Annotated in this window: 17 protein-coding genes and 2 riboswitches; all 17 genes read right to left on the bottom strand. The window is 31.2% G+C overall.

Going from position 1 to position 19,314, the window contains the following annotated elements:
- Nucleotides 1-21: 21 nt before the first annotated feature.
- Nucleotides 22-1,047 (bottom strand): homocysteine S-methyltransferase family protein, encoded by a 1,026-nt coding sequence (locus tag WAO74_RS09515; protein ID WP_422161563.1) that lies wholly within the window; start codon nt 1,045-1,047, stop codon nt 22-24.
- Nucleotides 1,048-1,098: 51 nt separating this feature from the next.
- Nucleotides 1,099-1,223, bottom strand: a riboswitch (SAM riboswitch).
- A 63-nt stretch (nt 1,224-1,286) separates the two neighbouring features.
- The gene (cysM, locus tag WAO74_RS09510) at nt 1,287-2,174 is read right to left on the bottom strand and encodes a cysteine synthase CysM (protein WP_422161561.1); all 888 of its coding nucleotides are present in this window, start codon (nt 2,172-2,174) and stop codon (nt 1,287-1,289) included.
- A gap of 4 nt (nt 2,175-2,178) precedes the next feature.
- Nucleotides 2,179-2,937 carry a serine O-acetyltransferase EpsC gene (epsC, locus tag WAO74_RS09505; RefSeq protein WP_422161572.1) on the bottom strand — a complete coding sequence of 253 codons (759 nt, stop codon included), beginning with the start codon at nt 2,935-2,937 and terminating at the stop codon, nt 2,179-2,181.
- A 9-nt stretch (nt 2,938-2,946) separates the two neighbouring features.
- Nucleotides 2,947-3,276, bottom strand: a complete 330-nt coding sequence (locus WAO74_RS09500) for a 2Fe-2S iron-sulfur cluster-binding protein (RefSeq protein WP_422161559.1) — start codon at nt 3,274-3,276, stop codon at nt 2,947-2,949.
- Nucleotides 3,277-3,359: 83 nt separating this feature from the next.
- Nucleotides 3,360-4,415: an NAD(P)/FAD-dependent oxidoreductase gene (locus WAO74_RS09495; RefSeq protein WP_422161557.1), complete on the bottom strand. Its 1,056-nt coding sequence runs from the start codon at nt 4,413-4,415 to the stop codon at nt 3,360-3,362.
- A gap of 98 nt (nt 4,416-4,513) precedes the next feature.
- Entirely contained in the window at nt 4,514-5,089 is a 576-nt protein-coding gene (locus WAO74_RS09490; protein ID WP_422161555.1) for a precorrin-2 dehydrogenase/sirohydrochlorin ferrochelatase family protein, read from the bottom strand.
- A gap of 4 nt (nt 5,090-5,093) precedes the next feature.
- Complete coding sequence (gene cobA / locus WAO74_RS09485; RefSeq protein WP_422161553.1) at nt 5,094-5,864, bottom strand: uroporphyrinogen-III C-methyltransferase; 771 nt, start codon at nt 5,862-5,864, stop codon at nt 5,094-5,096.
- Between the two features lie 5 nt (nt 5,865-5,869).
- Nucleotides 5,870-7,975, bottom strand: a complete 2,106-nt coding sequence (locus WAO74_RS09480; RefSeq protein WP_422161551.1) for a HEPN domain-containing protein — start codon at nt 7,973-7,975, stop codon at nt 5,870-5,872.
- Nucleotides 7,976-7,987: 12 nt separating this feature from the next.
- A complete protein-coding gene (locus WAO74_RS09475; RefSeq protein ID WP_422161549.1) occupies nt 7,988-9,235 on the bottom strand; it encodes a sulfate adenylyltransferase subunit 1 in 1,248 nt (415 codons plus the stop codon).
- Between the two features lie 25 nt (nt 9,236-9,260).
- Nucleotides 9,261-10,166, bottom strand: coding sequence for a sulfate adenylyltransferase subunit CysD (gene cysD, locus WAO74_RS09470; protein ID WP_422161547.1), 906 nt, complete (start codon nt 10,164-10,166; stop codon nt 9,261-9,263).
- Between the two features lie 11 nt (nt 10,167-10,177).
- Entirely contained in the window at nt 10,178-10,792 is a 615-nt protein-coding gene (locus WAO74_RS09465) for a phosphoadenosine phosphosulfate reductase family protein (protein WP_422161546.1), read from the bottom strand.
- Entirely contained in the window at nt 10,792-11,055 is a 264-nt protein-coding gene (locus WAO74_RS09460) for a DUF2061 domain-containing protein (protein WP_422161544.1), read from the bottom strand. Before WAO74_RS09460 ends, WAO74_RS09465 begins: the two co-directional genes overlap by 1 nt.
- 205 nt (nt 11,056-11,260) lie before the next feature.
- Nucleotides 11,261-12,478 (bottom strand): acyloxyacyl hydrolase, encoded by a 1,218-nt coding sequence (locus WAO74_RS09455; protein ID WP_422161542.1) that lies wholly within the window; start codon nt 12,476-12,478, stop codon nt 11,261-11,263.
- A 17-nt stretch (nt 12,479-12,495) separates the two neighbouring features.
- A complete protein-coding gene (locus WAO74_RS09450) occupies nt 12,496-12,906 on the bottom strand; it encodes an RrF2 family transcriptional regulator (RefSeq protein WP_422161539.1) in 411 nt (136 codons plus the stop codon).
- 27 nt (nt 12,907-12,933) lie between these two features.
- On the bottom strand, nt 12,934-14,109 hold the full coding sequence (locus WAO74_RS09445) for an O-succinylhomoserine sulfhydrylase (protein ID WP_422161537.1): 1,176 nt from the start codon (nt 14,107-14,109) through the stop codon (nt 12,934-12,936).
- A gap of 47 nt (nt 14,110-14,156) precedes the next feature.
- On the bottom strand, nt 14,157-17,561 hold the full coding sequence (gene thrA / locus WAO74_RS09440; protein WP_422161535.1) for a bifunctional aspartate kinase/homoserine dehydrogenase I: 3,405 nt from the start codon (nt 17,559-17,561) through the stop codon (nt 14,157-14,159).
- A gap of 98 nt (nt 17,562-17,659) precedes the next feature.
- Nucleotides 17,660-18,934 carry an O-acetylhomoserine aminocarboxypropyltransferase/cysteine synthase family protein gene (locus WAO74_RS09435; protein WP_422161534.1) on the bottom strand — a complete coding sequence of 425 codons (1,275 nt, stop codon included), beginning with the start codon at nt 18,932-18,934 and terminating at the stop codon, nt 17,660-17,662.
- Nucleotides 18,935-19,124: 190 nt separating this feature from the next.
- Nucleotides 19,125-19,258: riboswitch (SAM riboswitch) on the bottom strand.
- Between the last annotated feature and the right edge of the window lie 56 nt (nt 19,259-19,314).

Here is a 19,314-nt window from a genome sequence, read left to right as displayed (position 1 = left end):
TTCAATTAGTTTTAAACTTTACTAGACTAGCTTCCCTTCCCTTTGGGAAGGGATTGAGGGATGGGCTCTTGGTTTATATTTTGCAGCAATATTGGCAATTACCCTAATATGCTCTGGACTTGTGCCACAACAGCCACCAATAATATTAATTAAATCTTTTTTCAAATATTCTTCTATTTGCTCTCCCATTTCTTCAGCAGTTTCGTCATATTCACCAAAAGCGTTTGGTAAACCTGCATTTGGATGTGCAGAAATTGCAAATTCGGTTTTGTTGGCAATTGCCTCTAAATGTGGTTGTAATAAATTGGCTCCTAAAGCACAATTAAATCCTACTGATAACAAAGGGATATGAGAGACAGAAATTAAAAAAGCTTCTGCTGTTTGCCCAGATAAAGTTCTGCCTGAAGCATCTGTAATTGTGCCAGAAAGCATAATTGGAATATTGATATTTCTTTCTTCTTTTACTTGTTCAATTGCAAAAAGTGCTGCTTTTGCATTTAAAGTGTCAAAAACGGTTTCTACCAATAACAAATCTACTCCACCATCAACTAAAGCTTCTACTTGTTGCTTATAAGCAACTCTTAAATCATCAAAAGTAACTGCTCTATAACCAGGGTCATTTACATCTGGAGACATGCTTGCTGTTCTGTTTGTTGGGCCAATAGAACCTGCTACAAAACGTGGTTTTTGTGGTTCTTTAGCTGTAAATTCAGTTGCAACTTCTTTGGCAATTTTTGCAGATTGATAATTGAGTTCGTACACCAAATCTTCCATTTGATAATCTGCCATTGCAATTGTAGTTCCAGAAAATGTGTTGGTTTCTATAATATCTGCACCTGCTTCAAAATATTTTGCATGAATGGTTTTTATGGCTTCTGGCTGCGTAATTGACAATAAATCATTATTACCTTGCAAAGGTGTTGGATAATTTTTAAAGCGTTCTCCTCTAAAATCTTCTTCTGTGAATTTATAGGCTTGTAACATAGTACCCATTGCACCATCTAAAACCAAAATTCTTTCTTGTAAAGCTTTGTAAATATTTGACATATTTGTTTGATAATTTTTATCAATATGTCATCAGGAAAAGTGAAGTTTTCTCTGTTATCTGTCAAGAAATGCTAAGTTTAGTTTTGCATTTTCTTGTAGAATGTAGCACCTTTCTCAAAAATGAGAGGTTGCCAAAGCTTCATTGGGTCTAATCCCTCTGCCTTTCGTGATAACGTAATTAATAAGTTTATGAACTAAATTCGATACAAAGTAACGAACTTTTTTCTTGTTTTTATAATTTATTCATAGATATCTGATGATAAATATCTATCTCCTCTATCACAAATAATTGCAACTACAACACCTTTATCTATAGAGTTTGCAACTTTTATTGCAGTTGCAACAGAACCTCCACTACTCATTCCTGCAAAAACACCTTCTTCTTTCGCCAAACGAATGGTCATTTCTTTTGCTTCTTCTTCACTAACTTCTATAATTTGATCTATTTTTTTAGGCTTAAAAATAGCTGGCATATATTCTTCTGACCATTTTCTAATTCCAGGAATTTTTGCACCATCTTTAGGTTGTGCCCCAATTATTTGTATGTTTTCATTTTTACTTTTTAAGAAATCTGACACTCCTGTAATAGTTCCTGTGGTTCCCATAGCTGCAATAAAATGAGTAACTTCACCTTCTGTGTCTTTCCAGATTTCTGGACCAGTTGTGTTGTAATGAGCTTTTGGATTATCGAAATTATCGAACTGATTTAAACGAAAATATCCTTTCTTATATTTTAGTTTTAAAGCATAATCTATGGCACCTTCCATTCCTTTATCTGCAGGTGTTAAAATTACTTTTGCCCCATAAGCACGCATTGTTTTAACTCTTTCTATGGTTGAGTTTTCTGGCATTGTAAGCACCATATTTACACCTAAAACTTTTGCCATTAAAGCCAAAGCGATTCCTGTATTTCCACTTGTGGCTTCCACCAAAGTATCACCCTTTTTAATATTATTTCTTTTTAATGCTTCAGAAATCATGTAGTAGGCTGCTCTGTCTTTTACACTTCCTCCTGGATTATTGCCTTCTAATTTTAGTAATAAAGTAACGCCTTCTTTTTTAAAAATATGTTGCGCTTCAACTAAAGGTGTATTTCCAACAAAATCTATGATACTTTTTGTGTTCATCTTTTTAATTTCTTCTTTGATAAATTTTGTTTTTAGATTCTACAGAAACTACAGAGTTTTCTGCAATCGATTCTGTAATACAAACATTTGCGCCAATTACAGAATTTTCACCAATAACCACATCTCCACCTAAAATAGTAGCATTTGCATAAATAACCACTCCACTTTCTATGGTTGGATGTCTTTTAGTAGATGCTAGGCTTTTTTTGACTTGAATACCACCTAGTGTAACTCCTTGAAAAATAGTCACATTATTTTTGATGATGGTAGTCTCTCCTATTACAATTCCTGTGGCATGATCTATGAAAAATGATTCGCCAATTTCTGCTCCTGGATGAATATCTGTACCAGTAATGCTATGTGCAAATTCGCTCATTACTCTTGGTAAAGTAGGGACTCCCAATTTTAATAATTGATGACTTAATCTATAAACTGCAATTGCGTAAAAACCAGGATAAGCCAAATAAATTTCTTCTAAACTTTTTGCAGCTGGGTCACTTTTTTCAGCAGCCAAAGCATCTAAATCTAGTTTTTGTCGAATGTTTACAAAAGAATATTCGAATTCATTCCAAAAATATTCACCATTTTCAATAGACAATCTTTCTAAAATTTTAAAAAAACTTTCTTTCGTCTGTTCGCCATTTTCTTGTAAGTGGTTTTCATCAAATAAGTTATTAATTAATTTCTTTGTGAAAATACCTACAGCATCTCTTAAACACATGCTATAGTTTGCAAAAACAACTTTTTCTTCTACTCCTTTCATCATTATATATTATGCTTCTGGTGCTAATTCTACTTCTAATCCATCCATTTCTGGCGTCATTTGTATTTGACAACCTAATCTACTATTGGCTTCTACATAAAATGCTTCTGCTAACATTGCATCTTCATCATCTGTCATTTCTGGTAATTCGTGGTTTGATTTTATATAACATTGGCAAGATGCGCACATAGCCATTCCACCACAAATACCTATGGTTCCTTCTTCAGCTAATTCGTAAGAACGAACAACTTCCATCAAATTCATAGCCATATCTGTAGGTGCTACAACAGCGTGAGTTACACCATTTCTGTCTGTTATTTTTATATTGATGTCTTGCATCTACTAATCTTTTTGTTGTATAGTCTGCAAAGTTACGTAAACCATACAAAAATATCTGTAATCCCTAGAAGCTTTTAGGCAATTTATTGAATCGCCTTAACAACTGCTTTTGGAGCGTCTTTTCTTGTTCCGTCAAAACCTTCTACACCACCCACTGTTGTGTATTTCATCACATATTTTTTATTTGGATAAATTCTCTGATAAGCACTTTGACACATTAATGTTGCTTCGTGAAAACCACATAAAATCAATTTTAATTTTCCTGGATATGTGTTTACATCACCAATGGCATAAATGCCAGCAATATTAGTTTGATAATCTAAAGCATTATTTACTTTAATGGCATTCTTCTCAATTTCTAACCCCCAATTTCCTATTGGTCCTAATTTTGGTGACAATCCAAAAAGCGGAATAAAATGATCTGAATCCACAATAAAAGCATCTTCACCTTTTCTTTCTACTGCAACTCCTGTAACTTTATCAGTTCCTAAAATTCCTTTTACTTCTGCTGGCGTTATTAAATTTATTTTCCCTAAGTTCTTTAATTCCTGAACTTTATCAACAGAATCTAAAGCGCCTCTAAATTCGTTTCTTCTGTGAATTAAAGTTACTTCTGATGCAATTTCTGATAAAAATATTGCCCAATCTAAAGCAGAATCTCCACCTCCAGAAATTACTACTTTTTTATTTCTATAGATTTCTGGCTCCTTAATCATATATTCAACTCCTTTGTCTTCAAAATCTACAATATTAGGAATCAATGGTTTTCTTGGCTCAAAACTTCCTAAACCTCCAGCAATTGCAACCACTTTTGCATGATGTTTTGTGCCTTTATTTGTGGTTACAATAAAAGTACCATCGTCTAATTTGTCAATGGTTTCTGCTCTTTCTCCTAAAGTGAAACCTGGTTTAAATTGCTTACTTTGTTCAATTAATTTATGGGTTAAATCTCCTGCTAAAATTTCTGGATAAGCAGGAATATCATAAATTGGTTTTTTTGGATAAATCTCAGAACACTGACCTCCAGGTTGTGCTAATGCATCAATTAAATGACATTTTAATTTTAATAAACCTGCTTCAAAAACGGTGAATAATCCTGTGGGTCCTGCTCCAATAATTAATATATCTGTTGTAATCATGTTATTTTAAAAATTTGTCAATTCAAATATTAAGAATAAGATTTCTCGATACATTTTTTTCAATCTTCAAAAAACACTCGAAATGACAGTTACTATTTTTATTTTTCTACTAAACTTTTTGTAAACTCATTTAGTTTTTCAACTTTTTCTTCGAAGTTTCCTTTGATGGTTTTTCTATATTTATTTAAATTTTTTACTAAATCATCAATATTTTCTGGAATTACATCTTCAAAAAACTGACGTAATCTTTTGGCAGTTGTGGGCGATTTTCCATTGGTAGAAATCGCAATTTTTACGTTTCCTTTGGTAACAATTCCTCCCATATAAAAATCGCAATAAGGAGGATTATCAGCAACATTTACTAAAATATTTCGCTTTTTACAATCTTTGTAAACTTGTATGTTTACATCCACATTATCTGTAGTTGCAATCACCATATGTTTATTTAATAAATAAAAATCTTTATAATAATCTTGAATTATGTTGATATTTAATCCTTTTACTTCTCGTAAAGTTTCTTCTCTAAAAAATGGAGAAACCATAGTTATTTTAGAGTTTGGGCTTGATTTTAATAAAAAAGATAATTTTTCTAATGCCACAAAACCTCCACCAACAATTAATATTTCTAATTGCTCTGTTTTTAGAAAAATAGGATATAAATTATTTCTTTCCATACTTTTAAACCATTAATTCTTGACTGTACTTTTCTTGAATATCTAAAATGGATTGGCGATGTTTTACAACTTCACCTAATACAATAATTGCAGGATTGCTTAATTGTTGTTTTTCTACAATTGCTAAAATTGTATCAACAGTGCCTATTCCAACTTTTTCTCTGGAAGTTGTTCCATCTTGAATGATGGCAACTGGCAAATCATTTTTACCTTCCTTTTGAAAAAATTGTACAATTTGAGACAACTTACTCATTCCCATTAAAATTACCACAGTTGCACTCGATTTTGCAGCGAGTTGAATATCCTTAGAAATTCTATGTTCTTTTGTTGTTCCAGTAATTACCCAAAAACTTTCTGCATTTCCTCTTTTTGTTAATGGAATATTTTGACTTGCAGGAACTGCTAATGATGAAGAAATACCTGGAACTACTGCAACTTCTAATCCGAAACTTGCAGCATATTCCATTTCTTCTGCACCTCTTCCAAAAATAAAAGGATCTCCGCCTTTTAAACGAACCACATGACCATGAGATTTGGCTCTTGCTACAATTAATTCGTTAATTTGCTCTTGCTGATATTTGTAACAACCTCTTCTTTTTCCTACAAAAATGATTTCTGCATCTGAATTTATATAATCTAATAATTCTTCGTTTACTAAAGCATCGTATAAAACTACATCAGCATATTTTAAAACTTTTATCGCTTTTAGAGTGATTAAATCTACATCTCCAGGACCAGCTCCAACAACTGTTAATTTTGGTGTCTTAAAAATCATAATTATTAATTTATAGTTTCTTTAATAGCTGTTTCGTTTTCTCTAAAATCTCTTACTTGTTGTAAAAAATATTCAGCATCTTTTATATATTTTTTAGCAAACTCTTCTTTTGGAGCGTATTTATTTATTTGATAAATAAATTCAGAAAATGAAGTTCCTAAATCAATTTTCTTAGTATTGATAAAATGTTCATCAAACAAGCTGATAATGTTTGCTTGCGAATTTGTTTTTACATCTTCTGCTAATAACAATGCTTTTGCTGAATTCACTAAAGAGCTATAAGTGTGATAAATAGCACTTGAATACACTTTATTTATATAGGATTCTTTTGCGTTTTCAATTTTCTCTTCACTTTCTAAAAATAAAGTTGCAATTAAATCGATTACTACACCTGCACATTCTCCAATTCCGATTTCTTTTACATATTCTTCATTGGTTCCCCAATCAATAAAGTCTTCTTGAGTTAAATTGGTAACGTCTTGTAAATCATTAAGCAAATCATAAAAGTAACGTTCGCCTGTTAATTTGTAATAATCCACAAATTTCTTTCCATTTGAATTTGCTTCAAAATCATTTAAAATTCTACGCAAAGCTTCTGGACCTCTTCTACTTGGAACTTTGGCAACTTTGTCTGCAAAAATGCCATTTCCATCACCTAAATTTCCACCTCCTAAAAGCACTTGCAAAGCTGGAGCTACTAACTTTTCTGGTGTACGAACTGACATTCCTTGAAAACCAATATTTGCCATATTGTGTTGCCCACAAGCATTCATACAACCACTAATTTTAATGACTAAATCTTCATTTTTTAAATATTGAGGATACTCTGCTGCAATTACTTTTTCTAATTCTGCTGCAATTCCTGTGCTGCTTGCAATACCCAAATTACACGTATCAGTTCCTGGGCAAGCTGTAATATCTACTGCTTTGTTGTAACCAGCTTCTACAAAACCTAATTTTTCTAATTCTTGATAAAAAAAAGGAACTAAGTCTTCCTTAACAAAAGGAATTAAAATATTTTGACGTAAAGACAAACGGATTTCTGCAGCTGCATAATTCTCAACTAAATCCGCTAACAATCTTGCTTTGTCTGTATAAAAATCACCTAATAAAACTTTGATTCCAATTGCTACAAAACCTTTTTGTTTTTGTGGAGTTACATTCGTTAATTTCCACGTTTCAAATGCTTGATGATTTTTAATTTCTACTTTTGGAATTTCGTTTATTTCAACTGGTTTTGATGTTTCGTAAGCATCCGCATTTATTGCAACTGTTTTGAATTCGATTGCTTTTTGTTCTCCTTCAACTAAATCTCTAAAAGCATCTAACCCAATATCTTTTATCAAGAATTTCATTCTTGCTTTAGCTCTACTTTTGCGTTCTCCATATCTATCGAAAACTCTTAAAACACCTTCCATTAAAGGAATTATTTTATCACTTGGCAAAAAATTATAAAATAAATCTGCATGTCTAGGTTGTGAACCTAAACCTCCACCAATCATCACTTTAAAACCACGAACACCATTTTCTATTTTTGCAATAAAACCTAAATCGTGCATGTAAGAAAGTCCTGTATCTTCATCTGTGCCTGAAAAAGAAACTTTAAATTTTCTTCCCATTTCTTGACAAATTGGGTTTCTTAAAAAGAATTTGAAAAGTGCATCTGCATAAGGAGAAACATCAAAAGGTTCATTTACATCTATACCTGCTGTTTCTGAAGCTGTTACATTTCTAACCGTATTTCCACAAGCTTCTCTTAGCGTTACTTTATCACGTTCTAATTCTGCCCAAAGTTGTGGAGTTCTATTCAAATCAACATAATGAATTTGAATATCTTGACGTGTTGTAATGTGCAATCTTCCTCTAGAGTATTCATCAGAAACATCAGCAATTCTTTTTAATTGATTGCTTTTTACTTTGCCATAAGGTAGTTTGATACGAATCATTTGAACTCCTTGCTGACGCTGACCATAAACACCTCTTGCTAAACGTAAGCTTCTAAATTTTTCTTCATCAATTTGTAGATTATTGAATGCAGCTATTTTATCTGCCAATTCAATAATATCTTTTTCAACAACTGGATTCTCTATTTCTGTTCTAAAACTTTGCATTTTCTGATTTCTTTATTTTATAAAACCAACACCCACAGTATTGTTTGTTTTTGGGTTAATTAAGATAAATGACCCATTCGATTTATTGTCTTTATAGGCATCAAACAATAAAGGTTTACTTACTTTTAATTGAATATCTCCAATTTGATTTAAAACTAATTCTGATGGATTTTCTTCAATTCCTGAAAAATCAGTTTTTATAATACTAGACAATTGTGTAATTTTTGCTTGTGCATCATTAACCCCATGTTTAATGTAATATTTTTGCGATGCTTGCAAAGGCTCTTTATCCATCCAACAAATTGTAGCATCTAGTTGTTTTGCTATTGTTGGCTCTTCTGCAACTTTTACTAACATATCGCCTCTACTTACATTTACATTGTCTTCCAATGTAATTGTAACAGAACTCCCACTTTTTGCTTTTGCATATTCTTTATCAAAAAAATGAATACCTTTTATTTTTGATTTTGTTAAAGATGGTAATACAACAACTTCATCTCCAATTTCGAAATCACCTCCATAAATTTTACCTGCATAACCTCTAAAGTCATGATATTCATCTGTTTTAGGTCTGATCACAGTTTGAACAGGAAAACGTGCTTGCGTAATTTCCTGGATGTCTTCTGTATCTAAATTCTCTAAATGATGCATCAAAGTTTCTCCTTGATACCAATCCATATTTTCAGATTTATCAACTACATTATCTCCCTTTAATGCTGATAATGGAATAAAAGTTAAATTCTGATTTTTGTATTCGCTTTTACTTGCTAAATACTCAATTTCTCCTTTTATGATGTTGTACTTTTCTTCTGAAAAATCTACTAAATCCATTTTATTAATGGCGATGACAACATCTTTAATTCTTAATAAATTATTGATGAAAAAGTGTCTATACGTTTGTTCCACAACTCCATTTCTAGCATCAATTAAAACAATAGATGCTTGCGCAGTTGATGCTCCTGTCACCATATTTCTTGTATATTCTATATGACCTGGTGTATCTGCAATGATGAAGCTTTTTGATGGTGTTGAAAAATAAATATGGGCAACATCAATAGTAATTCCTTGTTCACGTTCTGCAATTAAACCATCAGTAGCCAGAGAAAAATCTAAATAGTCAAAACCACGTTGTCTGCTTTTTTCTTCAATGGCTTCTAATTTATCATCTGTTAAAGATTTTGTATCATATAAAATACGACCAATCAATGTGCTTTTACCATCATCTACACTACCTGCTGTTGCTATTTTTAGTACTTTCATTTTGTTTTTTTTTGGTAAATTAGATTTAGAAATAACCCTGTTGTTTTCTCTTTTCCATTGCTGCTTCAGAACGTTTATCATCTATTCTTGCACCTCTTTCTGATATGGAAGAATCTCTAATTTCCTCAACTACTTTTGAAATATCAACTGCGTTGGATAAAACTGCTGCAGTACAACTCATATCTCCAACTGTTCTAAAGCGTACCATTCTTTCTACAACTTCCTCTTCTTCATCCCTAAAAACAACTTCATCATCTGCAGACCAAATCATATTATCTCTTACAAATGTTTTTCTTTTGTGTGCAAAATAGATAGATGGAATTTCTATTTCTTCTTGTTTTATATAAGACCAAACATCTAATTCAGTCCAATTTGAAATTGGAAAAACACGTACATTTTGCCCTAAATCTATGCGTCCATTTAACATATCAAAAACTTCTGGACGTTGGTTTTTTTCATCCCATTGACCAAAATCATCTCTAACAGAAAAGATCCTTTCTTTGGCTCTTGCTTTTTCCTCATCTCTTCTTGCACCACCAATACAAGCATCAAAACCAAACTCTTCAATTGCATCTAATAAGGTTTCTGTTTGCAACATATTTCTACTTGCATATCTGCCTGTTTCTTCTTTAACTCTCCCTGAATCTATATTGTCTTGCACATTTTTAACAATTAATTCCACACCTAATTCTTTGGTTAATCTGTCTCTAAATTCGATGGTTTCAGGAAAATTATGACCTGTATCTATATGCATTAAAGGAAAAGGAATTTTTGCAGGATAAAATGCTTTTTGTGCTAAACGTACTAAAGTGATGCTGTCTTTTCCACCAGAAAAAAGCAAAACAGGTTTTTCGAACTGCGCAACTACTTCTCTAAAAATATAAATTGCCTCGCTTTCTAAAGCATCTACTTGTAATGTTTTTTGATTCATAATCATGTCTTTTAGATATGCAAACCACATTCTCTGTTACTTTCTACTTTTGTAGGATCGAAATAAGTGAACTCATTTGGTAAATTTTGTTCTTTCAAATACGCATCCAACTCTTCATCTGACCAATTGTAAAATGGACTCACTTTTACAATTCCATCTTTACTTTTTGATACAATATCAATGCTATCTCTAAACGCAGTTTGTCCTTTTCTTAAGTTTGTAAACCACACATCTGGCTGATGCTCTTTCATGGCTCTAGAAAATGGTTCTAATTTTACTTGCTCTGTAAAAAGTGCATGTTTTTCATCATCAATAGAAGGAACTCCTAAAACCACATTTCTGTGTGCAACTGTTTGTTTTGGAACATATAAATGAATATTCAAATTCAATTTTTTGATGATTTCTTGTGCATGTTTATAGGTTTGAATTGTGTTATAACCTGTGTCACACCAAATTACTTTAATATCTTTTTTTACTTCTGTAACTGCATTTAAAATTGCCACTTCATAAGGTCTGAAGTTGGTTGTTATTAAAGGTTTCTTTGCGTAAGAAATTGCCCAAGAAATAATTTCTGCAGGACTTTTAGCTTTTAATTCTTTATTAATTTTTTCGATATCTAAACTCATTATTTTCCCCATTTTATGGTGTTCCAAATTCTTTCATGAAAGAAATATAAAATCAACTTGGTTAAAAAATCTATGGATGCTATTGAGGCTGCTAAACTAATTTTGCCTGTTAAAAAATAAGAAACTATTAGTGTGTCTAAAGTACCAACAACTCTCCAACTTAAAGCTTTTGCGATGCTTCTTACTGGTTTTTCTGAAGATAAATCCTCTTCGAAACTTTGATTTGCTATTTTTTTACTAAAAATCATTTGATCTGCAATCATAATAATCTGTCAATATTATTACCCTATTTAATTAGTAGGGTATGCAAACATACAGTTATTATTTTTGAAATAACCTATAAAATTCTTAAAATAGATATAATTCCTATAGATTTAATAGATTAATAAAAAAACAGGTAATTATTTGAGAATATCTTTATTAAAAAGTTTTCCTTGTGAATTATTTTATATCAATTTAATTGATACTCTAAAAAGTTTTCCCAAAAGTGAATTGAAGCGGAATTGCAACACCATCATTTCTAGTAAAAATGTTTCCATTAGAATAGTGCATAATTCGTAATTCGAAGTTGTATTTTCTTTCTTTTCCGAAGAAAAAACCAAAACCCATCGTGTCTTGATACGTAATATTTGGTCCTGTTTCAGATCCATCAATATCACTTTCTGTGATATATGCAGGACCAATAATGGAGTAATTCATATAAAAATCGAATTTTGGTTTTCTCCATAAATAGAAACGTAAAACAGGAAATATAGAAAATGCAAACACATCTGTACCCTCTCTTGATTGAAAATAAGTAGCGCTTGCTCCCCAATCTAAAGAAAAAATCTTTTCTGATCTGTATATTAAACGCTGATATGTAACAGATAAAGCATGTTGCGCTTTAATTTCCCCAACCCAAAAAATAGGAATTCCAAAACTATCGAAATTACCAACTGGCAAACTCATGCCAAAGAATTGATTAAAGCCAAAACCAATTTCTCCTGTTCCATAACTAATTTGCAAAATATTTTTTGGAAAAAAATAATTATTAGATGCATATTCTTCAGCTGTTTTATCATCAACTTGTTGCAAATGATATTCAAAACCTAAAGATGCTTGTGAAATAGACGGTTGATTATTTTTAGTTGATTTCGGAATAAATGTTCCATTAGCAGATAATCTCCATTTTTTACTTAACCAATATTGAAAACCAAATCCATAAATTAAGCTGGCAAAATGTGCATCTTCATAAATTTCTTTATCATTAATTTTAAAACCAAATCTGGTAACATTTGCTATACCAGCCTCTGCATAAAAGGATGATTTTTGTGATAAATTAAAATCTTTTTTTAATGATAAAGTCCAGGCATTAATCCAAACAGATCTATCATAGCCAATATTATTTACATTGTCATATTTAAACCAGGCTGCAGGTCTCATAGTTCCAAATTGAATAGATAAATCGTCTTTAATTTTATACCCTAAAAGCATTCTACCAGAAAACCAATTTCTACTAAAGGTTTCGGTTTTAAAACCATCTATTAAATTGTCATTCGAAAAAGGATAAAAAATACCACCGAAATTAATACTGTAATAAGAATTTGCTAAAAAGTTGGTAAACTTCGTTTTACTTTTATTCTCCTCTTGACCAAAAGAACTGAGACAAAAAAAGAGAAATAGAATACGAATTGTATGTTTTTTCATCAATAATAATTTTGACTCTATTTAGTTAAATCTGCTAAAGTTGTATTTCTAAAAATTTGCAATGAACTATCTCTAACTTTAATCATTAATTGATGAACTGCACAAGCATTTTCATCTGGGCAATCATCACATTTTTCATAAAAGTTTAGACTTACGCAAGGTACCATCGAAATTGGACCTTCTAAAATTCTCATAATAGTAGTCATTTCAATTTCCTCAGGAGATTTTAGTAAATAATAACCCCCACCTTTTCCTTTTTTAGAACCTAGCAATCCGTTTTTACGGAGTGTTAACAAAATACTTTCTAAAAATTTTAATGAAATATTTTCGCTTTTAGAAATCGTAGCAATTTGAACAGGAAAATTATCTTCCTGTTTTGCCAAGTAAGTAAGTGCTTTAATTCCGTATTTTGTCTTTTTCGAGAGCATAAAACAAAGCTACATAATTTATGCTAATTATTTCGCATTCAAAGCTTGCTCAATATCTACAATTATATCTTCTACATTTTCTAGCCCAACAGAAATGCGCACTAAACCATCTGTAATACCTACTTCTAATCTGTCTTCTTCTGATAAACGTCCATGAGTTGTAGATGATGGATGTGTAACAATAGTTCTTGTATCTCCCAGATTTGCTGATAATGAACACATTTTTATACTATCTAAAAATTTTCTTCCAGCATCAATTCCTCCTTTAATTTCGAAAGCAACAATATTTCCACCTAATTTCATTTGTTTTTTAGCCACTTCATATTGTGGATGTGATTTTAAAAAAGGATATTTTACAAATTCAACATACTCATTCTCCTCTAAAAAAGTTGCTAGTTTTAACGCGTTTTCTGCATGTTTTTCTACCCTTAAAGCTAAAGTTTCTAAACTTTTCGATAAAACCCAAGCATTAAAGGGCGACATTGCTGGTCCTGTATTTCTAGCAAACAAATAAATTTCTCGCATTAAATCTGCTTTTCCAACTGTAACTCCACCTAAAACTCTTCCTTGACCATCAATTAATTTCGTAGCAGAATGAATTACTAAATCTGCACCAAACTTAATTGGTTTTTGCACATAAGGTGTTGCAAAACAATTATCTACAATATAAATTAGGTTGTGTTTTTTGGCAATTTTTCCAATCAATTCTAAATCTAAAATATCTACAGCAGGGTTTGTAGGCGTTTCTATATAAAGAATTTTAGTATTTTCTTTAATTAAACTCTCTACCAAATCTAACTCATCAACTTTAAAATAAGACGTTTCAATATTCCATTTTGGTAAGTATTTGGTAAACATGCTGTGTGTAGATCCAAAAACTGATCTGCAAGAAACAATATGATCGCCAGCATTTAATAAAGCTGCAAAAGTTGTAAAAATCGCAGACATTCCTGTTGCAAATGCATAGCCTGCTTCTGCTCCTTCCATTGCAACAATTTTATCTACAAATTCGGTAGTATTTGGGTTTGTAAAACGGCTATATAAATTGCGTTCTTTTTCTTCTGCAAAAGAAGCTCTCATATCTTCAGCATCATCAAAAACAAAACTAGAAGTTAAATATAAAGGTGTAGAATGTTCAGAAAATTGTGTTCTTTCTGTTTGATTTCTAATCGCTTCTGTTTCGAAATGTTTTTTATTACTCATCATTTATTTTATGAGATTCTGAAACAAGTTCAGAATGACACTAAGTGTCAATTATTATGTTTTGCCAATCTTAAAATATCTCCGAAAACGCCTCTTGCAGTTACCTTTGCTCCTGCTCCTGCTCCTTGAATTACAATGGGTTGTTCACCATAAGATTCTGTATAAATTTCAAAAATAGCATCAGAACCTTTTAAAGAACCTAAAGGCGAATTTACAGAAGTTGATACTAATTTCACTTCTAAAATTCCTTTTTCTTGGGATAAATCTCCACTTAATTCGCCAATATAACGTAAAACGTGATTTGGCTTTTGGTTGTCTTTTAAAGCTTGATATTCTTCATTTACCAAATCTAAATTATTTAAAAAATCATCAACAGAACCTCCTCTTAAATTTTCTGAAATTAAGTTTTTAATCTCTACTTCATTTAATTCATTTTCCAATTCTAGTTCTCTTGCTAAAATTAATAATTTTCTGGCAACATCATTTCCACCTAAATCTTCTCTTGGATCTGGTTCTGTAAATCCTTTATCAATAGCTTCTTTTAATACGGATGAAAACGTAACATTTTTTTCAGAAAAATTATTAAAAAGATAACTTAAAGTTCCAGAAAAAACACCTCTAATTTTGGTGATATTCTCACCAGATTCATGTAATAAACGAATGGTATCAATTAAAGGCAAACCTGCACCAACATTGGTTTCGTATAAATATTGTTTTTTATATTCTTTTAATTTAGCTCTTAATTCTTTATAAAAATCAAAAGATAAGGTGTTTGCAATTTTATTGCAGGAAACTAAATCGAAACCAGCTTCAATTAAAGGAATATAATTAGATACAAAATCGACACTTGCAGTATTATCTACAGCAATTAAATTCTCTAAATGATATTCTTTTGCAAACGCAATGATATCTTCAACAGAAATAGTTGAATCACCTTTTTCGAGTAAATCTTCTTTCCATTTTTGGGTAACTCCATTTTTATTTAGTAGCACTTTTTTAGAATTGGCCACAGCAAAAACATTGAGTTGCAGTTTTCTTCTTTCTAAGACAGATTGTGTATTTTCTATAATTTGATTTATTAAAGTAGCACCTACCAAACCTTTTCCGAAAATGGCAATATTTATTTTTTTAGTAACTCCAAAAACTTGTCCGTGAATTACATTCACAGCTTTGTTTAATTCGGTTTTTTTGACCACCAAACTTACATTTTTTCCAGTTACTGTATTGTTGAATAAAAGGGGTATAATTTGGTTTTTAATTAAGGCATTATATGGTAAATGGAATTCACTTAAATCTTGACCAATTATTGATATTACTGCAACATCATTAACTATAGAAATTTGATTTACATCTTGCGAATAAAAATCATTTTCAAATTCGTTTTCTAAAGCCTCAACTGCTTCTTGTGCTCTATCTGCATTAATAATTAATCCAATTCCTCTTTCTGATGAACCTTGAGAAATAATACTAATACTAATATTTTTATCACTTAAAGCTCTAAAAATTCTTGCATCAACACCAACTTTACCCAATAAACCTCTACCTTCAAAATTTAATAAAGCTACATTATTAATTGTAGAAATTGATTTTATGCCTTTTGCTGATGAAGGTTCTGCAGTGATTAAAGTCCCTTTATCTTCTTTATTAAAGGTATTTAAAATTCTAAGATTGATATTTTTTTCTAATAAGGGAATAATGGTTTTTGCATGCAAAATTGTAGCTCCGAAATTGGCTAATTCATTCGCTTCTGAAAAAGATAGTTGCTCAATCTTTTTAGCATCTACGACCAAATCAGGATTTGCAGTAAAAATTCCGCTTACATGTGTATAATTTTGCAACTCATCTGCATCTAAAAAATTAGCCAAAAGTGCAGCTGTATAATTGCTTCCATTTCTACCTAAAGTGGTGGTTTCTCCTTTTTTGTTTGACGCAATAAAACCTGTAATAATATGAATTACATCCTTATTTTTCTTAAAATGTGCAATAGTATTTTCTTTAGAAATTGCTAAAATTGGTTGCGCATTTCCAAAGTTTTCATCTGTAATAATTAGTGTTCTGGCATCTGTTGCATTTGCAGCAATATTTTCTTTTTCTAATAAACTTACTAATAATTTTACAGCTAGTAATTCGCCTTGTGCTAAAACTTCATCTTTAATTTTCTGGCTATAATCACCCAATAAAGAAACACCTTCGAAAATGGCATCTAATTTTAAAAATTCTTGAGAAAAATCTACAGCATTATTAGGCTCTAATTGATATTCTTTAAACTTCTCAAAGCTATTTTTATATGCTGTTTTTGCTGCTGCTTTTTGTAAAATGGCTTCCAAATCGTTCGTTGTATTTCCTCTTGCAGAAGCAACAACTGTAATTTTTTCTTTGTTCTCGTATTTATTTTTGATAATTGCAATTGAATTCTCTAACCCTTTTCCGTTTGCTAAAGATTTCCCTCCAAATTTAATCACCTTCATTCTTTTCTTCCTATAATCTTTATTAAAAATCGGCTCAATAATAGTTTGCAACTGATCGTATTCTATTAAAAATGCATCATGCCCATGAACCGAATTTATTTCATTGTAGGTGACATTTTCTTTGGTTAACGCCAACTTTTTATGGGTTTGTCTATTTTCTTCGGCTGTAAAAAATAAATCAGAATCCACACCAATAATGTGAATATCTGCTTCTATTTTATCAAAAATAGATTCAGAAATTTTTCCATTTTTTGTAACGTCAATCGATTTTAATAATTGATTCATTAACTTATAAGACGATAATTGATAGCGCTCTTGCAACTTTTTTCCATGATGTAACAACCAACTTTCTACATTAAAAAATTCTGAATTTTCTTTTTTAGATCGATGAAAACGCTCTTTAAAAGATTCTGGAGTTCTGTAACAAAGCATCGCATGCATACGTGCATCATGCACAGGATTGCTAGAATTTACCAAAAATTGCTCTTGAATTTGGCAATTGGCAATTAACCAATCTGTAGATTTCCAATCGGTTGCAACTGGAATAAAATGTTGGGTTAATTTTGTGTTTAGCAACATCATTTCCCAAGCAATTCCTCCTCCTAAAGAACCACCAATCAATGCAAAAAGTGTATCAACTTTTAATTCTTTTAATCCTATTAAAAAGATTTTTGCAATATCTCTGGCAATAAAACTTTTGTAATCTTCAATTACAAAACCGTCAAAACCATTACCAGGAATGTTAAAGGAAAGAATCGTATAATTATTTGTATCAATCGTTTTTTCTATGCCAATAATGTCTTTCCACCAACCATTTTCGCCAGCAACATTGCTATTACCTGTCAATGCATGGTTAACCAAAACTACAGGAGCAGAACCTAATTCTTGTCCAAATAATTGATAACTTAATTGCAAATCGAGAAATTGCAATCCACTTTCTGTTGTGAAATTATGAATAGTGATATGTTGTAATTGATTTTTCAATTAGTATAGTAATTCGTCTGTTCGAGCGTAGTCGAGAACTTTAAACTCAAAAGTAAAAAGATCTTTCGACTGCGCTCAAGGTGACATTCTTAAACTTATTATATTTTTGCAAAAGCAGCTCTTAAATCTTCTTTTAAATCTTCTAAATCCTCAATACCCACAGACAAACGAATTAAATCTTGAGTTACGCCTGTACTTGCTTGTTGTTGTTCATCTAATTGCTGATGAGTAGTGCTTGATGGATGAATAATTAACGATTTAGTGTCGCCAATATTTGCCAATAAAGAAAATAATTTGGTAGTATCTGCAATTGTTTTTGCAGCTTCAAAACCTCCTTTTGGTCCAAATGTTACAATTCCACTTTGTCCTTTTGGCAAATATTTATCTGACAATTTTTTGTATTTACTACTTTTTAAACCAGGATAATTTACCCAAGCCACTTCCTCCTGTTCTTCTAACCATTCTGCTAAAGCCAAGGCATTTTCTGAATGTTTTTGAATTCTAACTGGTAAAGTTTCTAAACCTTGAATAATATTAAATGCGTTTGTTGGACTTAATGCACCTCCAAAATCACGTAAACCCTCTAAAATCAATTTAAAAACAAAAGAAGCCGCTCCTAAAGTTTCATAATATTTTAAACCATGATACCCTGCAGAAGGCTCTGTAAATTCTGGAAATTTGCCATTTGCCCAATTAAAAGTTCCTGCATCAATAATTGCACCACCTAAAGAAGTTCCTTGGCCACTAATATATTTTGTTAGCGAGTGAATTACTAAATCTGCACCATGTTTAATTGGGTTTAATAAAGCTGGAGTTGCTACTGTATTATCTACAATAAAAGGAACTTCAGCTTTTTTTGCTTGTTTAGAAATTGCTTCTAAATCTAACACATCTAATTTAGGATTCCCTAAAGATTCTATAAAGATTGCTCTTGTGTTTTCTTGCACAGCTTTTCCGAAATTTTCTGGGTCAGAAGCATCTACAAAAGTAGTTGTAATGCCAAATCTCGGTAAAGTAACATTTAATAAATTGTATGTTCCACCATACAAACTACTTGAAGCAACAATGTGATCTCCTGCTTTTAAAAGTGCTAACAAGCCTGTTGCAATCGCTGATGTTCCAGATGCAAAAACTACAGCTCCAATACCACCTTCAATAGCTGCTAAACGATCTTGTAAAATTTGATTTGTTGGGTTATTTAAACGTGTGTAAATAAAGCCTAATTCTTTTAACGAAAAAAGATTTGCTGCATGTTCTGAATTGTTAAAAACATAAGCTGTTGTTTGATAAATTGGCACTGCTCTTGTACCTCCATTTGCTTTTACATCATGCCCTGCATGTAAAGCGTTTGTTGCTAATTTTAATGTACTCATTTTTCTATTTTTTTGAGTTAATTTAGATTCCTGTTTTCACAGGAATGACATTTTTAAAAGAAACACAATATTGCATATTGTGAATCATTTTGCGATTAAACCAAAAGTCAAATGCATCAATTTTGTTGATGTACTTACTAGAAAAATGTTATTAAGAAAATAGGATTTTTCAGAAATGAAAAATTCTGTTTTGTTATCTATCCTTCATATTTAAATGAGATACTGAAACGAGTTCAGCACAGGGTAGAATTTAGCACCTTCTTTATTACTAAAGGGTTGCTAAGGTTTCAAAGGGTCTAATCCCTCCACCTTTCTTGATAACATTTCAATAAGTTATTGAACTTTGTGAGTGCAAATATTGCAACAGAAAAAATTAGTAT

The sequence above is a fragment of the Polaribacter sp. genome, from assembly GCF_049276715.1.
GTDB lineage: Bacteria > Bacteroidota > Bacteroidia > Flavobacteriales > Flavobacteriaceae > Polaribacter.
The sequence above is the reverse complement of the archived record's forward strand: the minus strand, read 5'-3'. Positions and strand labels throughout refer to the sequence as shown.